At 66.8% G+C, this 11,294-nt stretch carries 7 protein-coding genes; 5 read left to right on the forward strand and 2 right to left on the reverse strand.

All coding sequences use genetic code 11. From position 1 onward, the window contains the following. The 5 genes from WA702_RS28895 to WA702_RS28915 form a co-directional block, all read left to right on the forward strand. The coding region (locus tag WA702_RS28895) for an NADH-ubiquinone oxidoreductase-F iron-sulfur binding region domain-containing protein (protein WP_425113951.1) at window positions 1–1,367 on the forward strand (1,367 nt) is incomplete at its 5' end. Window positions 1,368–1,377: 10 nt separating this feature from the next. Beyond that, entirely contained in the window at window positions 1,378–4,257 is a 2,880-nt protein-coding gene (gene fdhF / locus WA702_RS28900; RefSeq protein WP_425113952.1) for a formate dehydrogenase subunit alpha, read from the forward strand. Window positions 4,258–4,358: 101 nt separating this feature from the next. Next, window positions 4,359–5,207 (forward strand): formate dehydrogenase accessory sulfurtransferase FdhD, encoded by an 849-nt coding sequence (gene fdhD / locus WA702_RS28905; protein WP_425113953.1) that lies wholly within the window; start codon window positions 4,359–4,361, stop codon window positions 5,205–5,207. Further along, window positions 5,197–5,433, forward strand: coding sequence for a formate dehydrogenase subunit delta (locus WA702_RS28910; protein WP_425113954.1), 237 nt, complete (start codon window positions 5,197–5,199; stop codon window positions 5,431–5,433). The genes fdhD and WA702_RS28910 overlap by 11 nt, the downstream gene beginning before the upstream one ends. A gap of 158 nt (window positions 5,434–5,591) precedes the next feature. Then, window positions 5,592–6,842: an MFS transporter gene (locus WA702_RS28915; RefSeq protein ID WP_425113955.1), complete on the forward strand. Its 1,251-nt coding sequence runs from the start codon at window positions 5,592–5,594 to the stop codon at window positions 6,840–6,842. On the opposite strand, the gene WA702_RS28920 is transcribed toward WA702_RS28915, so the two are convergent. Beyond that, entirely contained in the window at window positions 6,839–9,790 is a 2,952-nt protein-coding gene (locus WA702_RS28920; RefSeq protein ID WP_425113956.1) for a bifunctional [glutamine synthetase] adenylyltransferase/[glutamine synthetase]-adenylyl-L-tyrosine phosphorylase, read from the reverse strand. The two genes, WA702_RS28915 and WA702_RS28920, sit on opposite strands and share 4 nt — an antisense overlap. After that, on the reverse strand, window positions 9,787–11,247 hold the full coding sequence (locus WA702_RS28925; protein WP_425113957.1) for an ATP-binding protein: 1,461 nt from the start codon (window positions 11,245–11,247) through the stop codon (window positions 9,787–9,789). Before WA702_RS28925 ends, WA702_RS28920 begins: the two co-directional genes overlap by 4 nt. Window positions 11,248–11,294 lie beyond the last annotated feature (47 nt).

The following is an 11,294-nucleotide window of genomic DNA, read 5'->3' on the forward strand; positions in this document are numbered from 1 at the left end:
ACGGTCGCGTCGCTTTCGGCCCGGTGACACCAGCCGATGTGCCTTCATTGCTTGACGCCATTGTCTGCAACGGCCCGCATGCGCTGCGGCTCGGCCCGACCGAAGAGATTCCGTGGCTGAAGCGGCAGACGCGGCTGACCTTCGCACGTTGCGGTGTGGTCGATCCGCTGTCGCTGGAAGACTACCGCGCCCATGGTGGCTACAGGGGCCTGCAGCGCGCGCTGACCTTGACGCCGGATGCCGTGATCGCCGAGGTCACAGCGTCGGGGCTGCGCGGCCGCGGCGGCGCCGGCTTTCCGACCGCCATCAAGTGGAAGACGGTGGCGCAGGCCAAGGCCGACCGTAAATTCGTGGTCTGCAATGCCGACGAAGGCGACAGCGGCACCTTCGCCGACCGCATGCTGATGGAGGGCGATCCATTCGTCCTTATCGAGGGCATGACCATCGCCGGCATCGGCGTAGGTGCGACCAAGGGCTACATCTACTGCCGCTCCGAATATCCGCACGCGATCGCGACCCTGACCAAGGCCATCGCGATCGCCAGACACGCAGGTCTGCTCGGCGACAAGGTCGCCTTCGATCTCGAAGTACGCGCCGGCGCCGGCGCCTATGTCTGCGGCGAGGAAACCTCGCTGCTGGAAAGCCTGGAAGGCCGCCGCGGCCTAGTCCGCGCCAAGCCGCCGCTGCCCGCGCATCATGGCCTGTTCGGCAAGCCGACCGTGGTCAACAACGTGCTGTCGCTCGCGGCGATTCCCTTCATCCTGGACAACGGCGCCAAGGCCTATGCCGATTGCGGCATGGGGCGCTCGCGCGGCACCATGCCGATCCAGCTCGCCGGCAACGTCAAGTTTGGTGGCCTGTTCGAAACCGCGTTCGGCATCACGCTCGGCGAGCTGGTCGATGAGATCGGCGGCGGCACCCTCACCGGCCGTCCCGTGCGCGCGGTGCAGGTCGGCGGTCCGCTCGGGGCCTACTTCCCGCGCGCGCTGTTCGACACGCCGTTCGACTACGAGGCGTTTGCGGCGAAGGATGGCCTGATCGGCCATGGCGGCATCGTGATCTTCGACGACACCGTCGACATGGCCAAGCAGGCGCGCTTCGCGATGGAGTTCTGCGGCATCGAATCCTGCGGCAAGTGCACGCCCTGCCGGATCGGCGCGACCCGCGGCGTGGAGACCATCGACAAAATCCGACGTGGCGAGCAGGTCGCGACCAACCTCGCGCTGGTCGAGGACCTCTGCGCCACCATGAAACTCGGCTCGCTCTGCGCGCTCGGCGGCTTCACGCCCTACCCCGTGCTGTCGGCGCTCAAGCATTTCCGTGAAGATTTCGGACCTCAACAACCGCGCCTGCAGGCCGCGGAGTAAGGACATCGCCATGTCGCTGATTCATGAAACCGATTACGGCACGCCTCGCTCCAAATCCGAGGCGATGGTGACGCTGACCATCGACGGCCAGAGCGTCACCGTGCCCGAGGGCACCTCGATCATGCGCGCGGCGATGGAAGCCGGCACGCAGATCCCGAAACTCTGCGCCACCGACATGGTCGATGCCTTCGGCTCCTGCCGGCTCTGCCTGATCGAAATCGAGGGCCGCAACGGCACGCCGGCCTCCTGCACCACGCCGGCGATGAACGGCCTCGTGGTCCACACCCAGACCGAGCGGCTGAAGCAGCTCCGCAAGGGCGTGATGGAGCTGTACATCTCCGACCATCCGCTCGACTGCCTGACCTGCGCTGCCAATGGCGATTGCGAGCTGCAGGACATGGCCGGCGCGGTGGGCCTGCGCGAGGTGCGCTACGGCTACCAGGGCGAGAACCATGTGTTCGCGGAGGCCAAGGGTGACGTCAACCCGGCCTGGATGCCGAAGGACGAGTCCAATCCGTATTTCACCTATGATCCGTCCAAGTGCATCGTCTGCTCGCGCTGCGTCCGTGCGTGCGAAGAGGTCCAGGGTACATTCGCGCTGACCATCTCCGGCCGCGGCTTCGACAGCCGCGTCTCGCCCGGCATGAGCGAAAGCTTCTTGGGCTCCGAATGCGTCTCCTGCGGCGCCTGCGTGGAGGCCTGCCCGACCGCAACGTTGACCGAGAAGTCGGTCATCGAGATCGGTCAACCCGAGCATTCCGTCGTCACCACCTGCGCCTATTGCGGCGTCGGTTGCGCCTTCAAGGTGGAGATGCGCGACGAGGAAGTCGTGCGCATGGTGCCGTACAAGGACGGCAAGGCCAATCGTGGCCATTCCTGCGTCAAGGGCCGCTTCGCCTGGGGCTATACGACCCACAAGGAGCGCATCCTCAAGCCGATGATCCGCGAGACAATCGACCAGCCCTGGCGCGAGGTGTCGTGGGACGAGGCCTATGGCTTCGCCACGACCAAGCTGCGCGGCATCCAGCAGAAATACGGCCGCGATGCCATCGGCGGCATCACCTCCTCCCGCTGCACCAATGAGGAAACCTATCTGGTGCAGAAGCTGATCCGCGCCGGCTTCGGCAACAACAATGTCGACACCTGTGCCCGCGTCTGCCACTCGCCGACCGGCTACGGGCTCTCCACCACCTTCGGTACCTCTGCCGGCACCCAGGACTTCGACTCGATCGAAGACACCGACGTCGTGATGGTGATCGGCGCCAATCCGTCCGATGCGCATCCCGTGTTCGCCTCGCGCATGAAGAAGCGGCTGCGTCAGGGCGCCCGCCTCATCGTGGTCGATCCGCGTCGCACCGAACTGGTCAAGACCGCGCATGTCGAGGCCGACCATCATCTACCGCTGATGCCCGGCACCAACGTCGCGGTGCTGACCGCGATGGCCCATGTCATCGTCACCGAAGGCCTGGTCAAGGAGGCGTATGTCCGCGAGCGCTGCGACTGGAGCGAGTTCCAGGATTGGGCCGCCTTCGTCGCGGATCAGCGGCACAGCCCTGAGGCGGTGGCAGCCGTCACCAAGGTGGACCCGGCCGAACTGCGCGCAGCCGCCCGCCTCTACGCCACCGGGGGCAATGCCGCGATCTATTATGGCCTTGGCGTCACCGAGCACAGCCAGGGCTCGACCACGGTGATCGCGATCGCCAACCTCGCGATGGCGACCGGCAATGTCGGTCGCAGTGGCGTCGGCGTGAATCCGATGCGCGGCCAGAACAACGTGCAGGGTTCCTGCGACATGGGCTCGTTCCCGCACGAGCTCACCGGCTACCGGCACATCGCGATCGACGCGGTGCGCGAGCAGTTCGAGGCGATGTGGAACGTCAAGCTCAATCCCGAGCCCGGCCTGCGCATCACCAACATGTTCGATTCCGCGGTCGAGGGCAGCTTCAAGGGCCTCTACGTGCAGGGCGAGGACATCCTGCAGTCCGATCCCAACACGACCCACGTCGTGGCAGCCCTATCGACGATGGAGTGCGTAATCGTGCAGGACCTGTTCCTGAACGAGACCGCGAACTACGCCCATGTCTTCCTGCCCGGCTCGACCTTCCTGGAGAAGGACGGCACCTTCACCAATGCCGAGCGTCGCATTCAGCTGGTGCGCAAGGTGATGACGCCGCGCAACGGCTACGCCGACTGGGAGGTCACGATCGGCCTCGGCAAGGCGATGGGCTATGAGATGAGCTACAGCCATCCCTCCGAGATCATGGACGAGATCGCCGCGCTGACCCCGACCTTCTCGGGCGTTTCCTTTGCCAAGCTCGAGGAGCTGGGCTCGGTGCAGTGGCCCTGCAACGAAAAGGCGCCGGAAGGCACGCCGGTCATGCATATCGACAGCTTCGTGCGGGGCAAGGGCAAGTTCGTGGTGACCGAGTATATCGCGACCGACGAAAAGACCGGTCCGCGCTTCCCGCTGCTGCTCACCACCGGGCGCATCCTCAGCCAGTACAATGTCGGCGCCCAAACCAGACGCACCGAAAACGTCGCCTGGCATGCAGAGGACCGGCTGGAGGTCCATCCGCACGATGCCGAGGTGCGAGGCATTCGCGATGGCGACTGGGTGCGGCTGGCGAGCCGCGCCGGCGAGACCACGCTGCGGGCGCTGATCACCGAGCGGGTCGCGCCGGGCGTCGTCTACACCACCTTCCATCACCCGGACACGCAGGCGAACGTGATCACGACCGACTATTCCGACTGGGCAACCAATTGTCCGGAATACAAGGTCACGGCGGTGCAGATCTCGCCGTCCAACGGACCGTCGGAGTGGCAGAAGGCCTATGACGAGCAGGCGCGGCATTCGCGCCGGATCGCGCCGGTAGTAGAAGCCGCGGAGTAAAGGGGTGCGCCGGATTTGGAGTTCCAGCCGGGCGTTCGCCCCCTGTCTGGGAACTTCAAACCCAAAGCCGCATTCCAATAGGGGTTGAAGCGGAGCACAAAATGAAGGACGCGGTGCGCATCGCCGAGCGTCTGGTCTGGCGCGACGGGACCTCCAGCGAAGGTCCCCGCCGCGTGCCGGAGGAGACCGCGCTTGCGCTGACTTATAATGGCGGCACCTATGCCGTCATGATGGGGACGCCGCAGGATCTTGCGGATTTCGCTGTCGGCTTCAGCCTCAGCGAAGGCATCATCACGACCTTCGATGACATCATCACGCTCGACGTCATCGATCTCGACGACGGCATCGAGCTCCGGATGTGGCTCGCGCCTGAAATCGCCGAGCGCATCAGCGCCCGCCGGCGCCAGATCGCCGGCCCCACCGGCTGCGGCCTGTGCGGCATCGATTCGATCGCCGAAGCAATCCGCCCCAGCGCGATCGTGCCAAAGGGCCGGAGCTTCACCGCGCGCCAGATCATGGCGGCGCTCTCTGGGGTCGAGCCGCTGCAGGCCATCAACCGCGAGACCCGCGCCGTCCACGCCGCGGCCTTCTGGACGCCTGCCCGCGGCATTGTCGCGCTGCGCGAGGATGTCGGGCGGCACAATGCGCTGGACAAGCTCGCCGGCCATCTCGCGCAGTCGCGCACCGATGCCAGCGAAGGCCTGGTCGTGCTGACCAGCCGCGTCTCGGTCGAGATGGTGCAGAAGGCCGCCTCGATCGGCGCGCCGGTCATCGTTGCCGTCTCTGCGCCGACCGCTCTTGCCATCCGCACCGCTGAGCGCGCCGGCATCACGCTGGTTGCGATCGCCCGCGGTGACGGTTTTGAAGTGTTCACCCACCCCGATCGCATTGCCGCAAGCGCCGAACAGCGCACGCACGCCACATACACGGATACGATGCATGTCGCATAACAACACTGATCGCCTGGTCTATATGGCCAACCAGATCGGACAATTCTTCGAGACCCAGGGCCATGATCGCGCGGTGCCGGGCATCGCCGATCACATCAAGAAGTACTGGGACCCGCGCATGCTCAAATCGATCTTTGCGCATCTGGACGCCGGCGGGCCCGGCCTGATGCCGAACGCGCTGGAAGCGCTGACCAGGCTGAAGCAGGCGGCGCGGGCAAAGGCCTGATCTCGCGCCGTAGCGAGATCGGTCTCGCTGACCAAATCTGCATGGGGGGCTTGCTCGCCATCAGGCGCGCTGCTCTCGACACCGGCGCTGTCTGGTCGCAAAACATCGCTTGCGACCAGCGCGGTTCCGTTCGGTCACGCCAGGACTCGTCCCATCGCATGACCGACGCCAATCCCGCCGCCGCTGTCGCTGCGCCGCCCGCCAAGCGATCTTTCGCCGCGCTCCGCCATCGCGGCTTCCAGGCGCAGTTCACGACCTATGTGCTCGCCATGATGGCGGACAATATCGAGCACGTGATCAGTTATTGGGTGGTGTTCCAGAAATTCCATTCACCGGCGCTCGGCGGCTTCGCCATCGTCTCGCACTGGCTGCCCTTCCTGCTGTTCTCGGTGGCCTCGGGCGCACTGGCGGACCGGTTCGATCCGCGCCGCGTGATCCAGGCCGGCATGGGCCTGTTCATCCTGGCGTCGCTGAGCTGGAGCTATTTCTTCGTCACCGGGTCGCTGCAGATGTGGCAAGCCATGGTGATCCTGGTGATCCATGGCTGTGCCGGCGTGCTGTGGCAGACGCCCAACCAGATGCTGCTGTACGACGTGGTCGGCCCGGCCGATCTCGAAAGCGCCGTGCGGCTCAATGCGATGGCCCGCTATCTCGGTGTCCTGGTCGGCCCCGCCGTGGGTGGCGCGATCCTGATCGGGTTCGGACCGGCCCACGGCATCATGTTGAACACGGTATTTTACCTGCCGCTGGTGCTGTGGCTGGTCAAGGCGCCCTACGGCCCGCGCTTCCGGAAGGGCACGCGGCCGCCGCGCCGCGCGGTGGGTGGGCTTGCCGACATCCTGCACACCGCGCGCGATATCAGGCCGCATAGCGTCATCGTCTCGATGACGCTGCTGGCGGGCGCCGCGTCCTTCTTTGTCGGCAGCGCCTACAGCTCGCAGATGCCGAGCTTCGCGACCGATCTCGGCCACGGCGATCCCGGAATCTCCTACAGCATGCTGCTCGCGGCCGACGCCGCCGGCGGCCTGCTCGCCGGCCTCATCCTGGAAGGGCGCGGATTGTTGCCGCCGCGGCCACGCACCGCCATCATCCTGGCGCTGTCCTGGTGCGTGGCGCTGATCGTCTTCTCCCTCTCGCAGAACTACGCGCTGGCGCTGGCCTTCCTGTTCGCCGCGGGGTTTCTCGAGCTGTCGTTCAATGCGATGGCGCAGAGCCTGGTCCAGCTCAACGCGCCCATCGACATGCGCGGCCGCGTGATCGGCCTGTTCAACATGGCGAGCCTCGGCCTGCGCGCTTTCAGCGGCATCTCGGTCGGCCTCGTGGGCAGCGCCATCGGCATCCACTGGTCGCTCGCGCTGTCGGCGGCGGCAGCCATGATGATCGCCGCCGGATTGCTGGCGGCCGTCTAGCCCTCCACCACGGCCGTAAAGACCCGCCGCACCTCGGCCTGGGTCTCGCGCACCCGCGCCTCCAGCGCGGAAAAATGCGGCGCATCGCCGGCGCGCGCCAGCACCCGCAACAGGTCGTCGCCGGCGCTGTCCGGCTTGAACTTGTCGCTGACGCACAGCCGCAGGATCTGCGTCAGATCGTGATAGAGCCGCGCGGCCTGGCACAGCGTGTCGGCGTCAGAGCGCGGCAGCAGCCCGAGCTGCTCGGCCTTGCAGAGCACCTGCAGGGTGGAGACGTCGAGAATGTCGGGCTTCGTGGCGGCGTGCACAAGCTGCAGATATTGCGCGACGAAGTCGATATCGACCATGCCGCCGGCGGCGTATTTCAGGTCCCAGGGATCGCCCTCGCCCTTTTCCTGCGCGATCGCCCGCCGCATTTCGGCAACGTCGCGCGCGGTCAGCGATGCGTCGCGCGGCCGCGTCAGCGCCTCGCGGATGATCGCCTCGATCCGGCTCCGGAACGCAGCCGATGCCGAGATCACCCGCGCCCGGGTCAGCGCCATGTGCTCCCAGGTCCAGGCCTCGCGCTCCTGGTAGTTCGCGAAAGAGTCGATATGCGAGGCCAGCGGGCCGGCGCGACCCGACGGGCGCAGCCGCATGTCGATATCGTAGAGCACGCCGTAATTGGTGCGCGAGGTGAAGGCAGAGATCAGGCGCTGGGTGAAGCGGGCAAAATAATGCGCGCCATGCAGCGAGCGCGGGCCATCGGAATCCGGCGCGTCTGCATCGAAATCATAGAGCAGGATCAAATCGAGATCGGAGGACGCGGTCATCTCGCGTGCGCCCAGCCGTCCCATCGCGATGATCGCGGTCTCCTGCGCCTTGATGCGGCCGTGCTGCTCGGCGAAGCGCTCGGTGACGAGGCCGTGCACGGTATTGACGATGCCTTCGGCGACATCGGCGAACGCCGTGCCGGCCTGCTGTGCCGACACGGTGCCGGAGAGAATGCGGGTGCCGATCAGGAACAGGCTCTCCTGGCCGAACAGGCGCAGGCGATCGAGGAATTCCTCATAGGCGCCGGCATCCTCGAGCGTCGCGGCGAGCCGCTCGGACAATTCGCGCCGGTCCGGCATCGCGCCGAAGAAGCGCGGGTCGATCAGCCCGTCCATCAGTTGCGGCTGCCGCGCCAGCATGTCGCCGAGCCGGGGCGCAGCTCCCAGCACCAGCGCCACCAGCGCCACCAAATCGCGGTTCTGACCGAGCAAGGTGATCAGCCGCCCGCCGCGCTGCAGCGCCTGCAGGAAACCGTCGAAGGCCACGACCGCGCGGTCCGGCTCGTCGGCGTGCGCAAGGCCGTCGATCAGCGCCGGCACGAACTCGGCGAAGGCGGTCCGCGTGGTCTCGGTGCGGAACAGGCGATATTCGCCGGCCATCCATTGCTGCAGGGTTCTGGCGACGACGAGCGGATCCTTGAAGCCGAGCGCGGCGAGGCGCTGAACCAGATGCGCGTCCCCTGCTCCGGCCGCGTAGTTCACCGGTGGCAGGCTCGCAGTGCCCGTCGGATCGCCTTCGAACAGTTTTGCGTAATGGCCCTGCACGATGTTGAGCTGAAACAGCAGGTCCAGCGCGAACGCCTCGCGGTTCTCATAGCCGAAGAACTGCGCGAAGCGATCGACCGCCTCCGGCTCCTGCGGCAGGCTGTGGGTCTGCTCGTCGGCGATCATCTGCAGCCGGTGCTCGACCCGCCGCAGAAACTGATAGGCCGCGCTGAGCTCGTCGCGCGCGTCATAGGTGATCCAGTTGCTCACGGCGAGCACGTCGAGCGCGACCAGCGTCTGCGGCACCCGCAATTCGGCATGACGGCCGCCGGCGATCAATTGCTGGGTCTGGGCGAAGAACTCGATCTCGCGGATGCCGCCGCGTCCGACCTTGACGTTATGGCCCTCGACCGAGATCTCGCTCTGGCCGCGATAGACCTGCATCTGGCGCTTCATGTCGTGCACGTCGGCCAGCGCCTGGAAGTCGAGATGCTTGCGCCAGACGAAGGGCGAGAGCTCCGCGAGCAGCGCCTCGCCCACTCTGGCATCGCCGGCGCAGACCCGCGCCTTGATCATCGCTGCGCGCTCCCAGGTGCGTCCCTCGCGCTCGTAGTAATGCAGCGCTGCGTCGGTCGACATCGCGACCTGCGTCGAGGCTGGATCGGGCCGCAGCCGCAGATCGACCCGGAACACGTAACCGTCGGCGGTGCGCTGCTGCAACAGCCGCGCTAGGCCCTGGGTGACGCGCACGAAGAACGGCTGCGGCTCGATGTCGGGGATCAGGTTGGTGGCCTCGGGATCGAAGAACACGATCAGGTCGATGTCGCTGGAATAGTTCAGCTCGCCCGCGCCCATCTTGCCCATCGCCAGCACGAACAGGCCGCAGCCCTGCTCGGGGTGTTCGGCATCCTCAGGTGCGAGCCGGCCGCGAACCGCCTCCTGGCGCAACAGATAGCGCAGCGCCGTTTGCACGGAGGTGACCGCGATATCGGTCAGCGCTGTCGTGACCTGCATCACCGGCCAGACGCCGCCGATGTCGCAGAGCGCGGTCACCAAGGCTGCTTCCGACTTCATCCGGCGCAACAGCCGCATTACGTCGGCTTCGCTGCCTGCGGCAAACACCTCGCGCGAGGTCGCCTCGATCAGGCCGGCCAGATGCGACTCGGGGTCGCAGCGCAGCAGCCGGACGAGCCTGACGGCGTCGGCGCGGATCAGGTCGAACAGATAGGGCGAGAACTCGGCGATGCCGAGCAGGATGCTGCGGGCCTTGCCGTCGAGCAGGTTCCCGATCGCGGTTGCGTGGGCCGGCTCGAGCTCGGCCAGCCAGTCCTGCAGACGCTGCTCGGCCTTCTCGGGCGACCGCAGATGCGGGCCGGCCACGAAACGCGCCGCCAAGGATAGTCCGTCGTTTCCCGGCGCGGATGCGATCATGCCGCCTTCTGTGGCACATCCTGTGTTTGAGCCGCAAGCCTCGCGCCGGCATCGGCGCTGGCCGGCAGCAGCAAGGTCGCCGTGAGCCCCGGATGCGCATCGCCGAGCCTGAGCTCGCCGCCATGCAAGGTCGCCACCGCGGAGGCGAGGCTCAAGCCGAGGCCCGAGCCCGGCATGGTGCGGCTCGCCTCCAGCCGCACGAAGCGCTCGATCGCGTGCTTACGGTCGGCCTCGGGTATGCCGGGACCGTGGTCGGTGACACTGAGCACCACCTGCTCGCCGTCACGCCGCGCCTCGATCAGGATCTCGCGGGCGGTCGCCGCAGCCTCGGTGCCGAGCGGCACCGCGACCGGCTTGCCATATTTAATCGCGTTCTCGACCAGATTGGCGAGCGCCTGGCTGATCAGCTCGCGATTGCCGTGCAGCGGCGTCGACGCAGTCTTGACCTGCAACGTCATGCCGTCGTCTTCGGCGAGCGGCTCGTAGAGCTCATGGATGCCGAACGCGACCTCCGCAGCGTCGAAATCGGCCATGCCGCCGCGGGCCTGGCCGGATTCGGCACGCGCGATCATCAAGAGCGCATTGAAGGTGCGGATCAGGCCGTCGGATTCCTCGATGGTGCGCTCCAGCGCCGAGCGGTACTCGGCCTCGGAGCGCGACTTGGCGAGCGCCTCCTCGGCGCGGTTGCGCAGCCGCGTCAGCGGCGTCTTGAGGTCATGCGCGATGTTGTCGGAGACCTCCTTGAGGCCCGTCATCAGCGCCTCGATCCGCTCCAGCATGGCGTTGAGGTTTTCCGCCAGCCGATCGAGCTCGTCGCCGCTGCGCCCGACCGGCAGCCGGCCCGAGAGGTCGCCAGCCATGATGCGCTGGGTGGTGCCGGTCATGGCGTCGATCCGGTGCAGCACCCGCCGCGCCACGAAGATGCCACCGGCGATGCCGAGCACCACCACCACCAGCATCGACCACTGCGCGGCCTCCGCGATGACGCGGAACATGCGCCTGCGCTCCTCGAGGTCGCGCCCGATCAGCAGCCGGAAACCGCTGGAGAGCTGGGTGACATAGACCAGTGCGCGGTGGTTCTCGTCGCGGGGATCGTCGAGCCGGCGGTAGAACGTCTCCGACCAGCCGGCGCTGCCCATCACGCCCGGCGCCAGCGAGCCGACGTTGCCGGCGATCGCCTGCCCCGTCGGCGTGGTGACGAGATAGAGATTGGCGCCCGGACGCAGCGCCCGGTTCTCGATGGTGAAGACCAGGCCGCGCAGGCCGCGGCGGGTGTAGATGTCGGTGACCTCGCTTATCTCGGCCGACACCGTGGTCGAGATCTGCTCGGTGATGAGACGGCGGGTATTCCAGGCGAAATAGGCCAGCAGCGAGGCCGCGAACAGCGCGAACAGCAGGAGATAGACCAGCGTCAGCCGAAACGCCGTGGTGCGGATCAGCTTGGCAAAGCCCGTCAACGCAAGCCGTCCCGGATCATGTACCCGGCGCCGCGGATGGTATGCAG

Source organism: Bradyrhizobium sp. (genome assembly GCF_049798375.1).
In the GTDB taxonomy this organism is placed as follows: domain Bacteria; phylum Pseudomonadota; class Alphaproteobacteria; order Rhizobiales; family Xanthobacteraceae; genus Bradyrhizobium.

Coding starts and splice junctions, on each gene's coding strand:
- fdhF (WP_425113952.1), top strand. CDS start 1,378: ATGTCGCTGATTCATGAAACCGATTACGGCACGCCTCGCTCCAAATCC.
- fdhD (WP_425113953.1), top strand. CDS start 4,359: ATGAAGGACGCGGTGCGCATCGCCGAGCGTCTGGTCTGGCGCGACGGG.
- WA702_RS28910 (WP_425113954.1), top strand. CDS start 5,197: ATGTCGCATAACAACACTGATCGCCTGGTCTATATGGCCAACCAGATC.
- WA702_RS28915 (WP_425113955.1), top strand. CDS start 5,592: ATGACCGACGCCAATCCCGCCGCCGCTGTCGCTGCGCCGCCCGCCAAG.
- WA702_RS28920 (WP_425113956.1), bottom strand. CDS start 9,790: ATGATCGCATCCGCGCCGGGAAACGACGGACTATCCTTGGCGGCGCGT.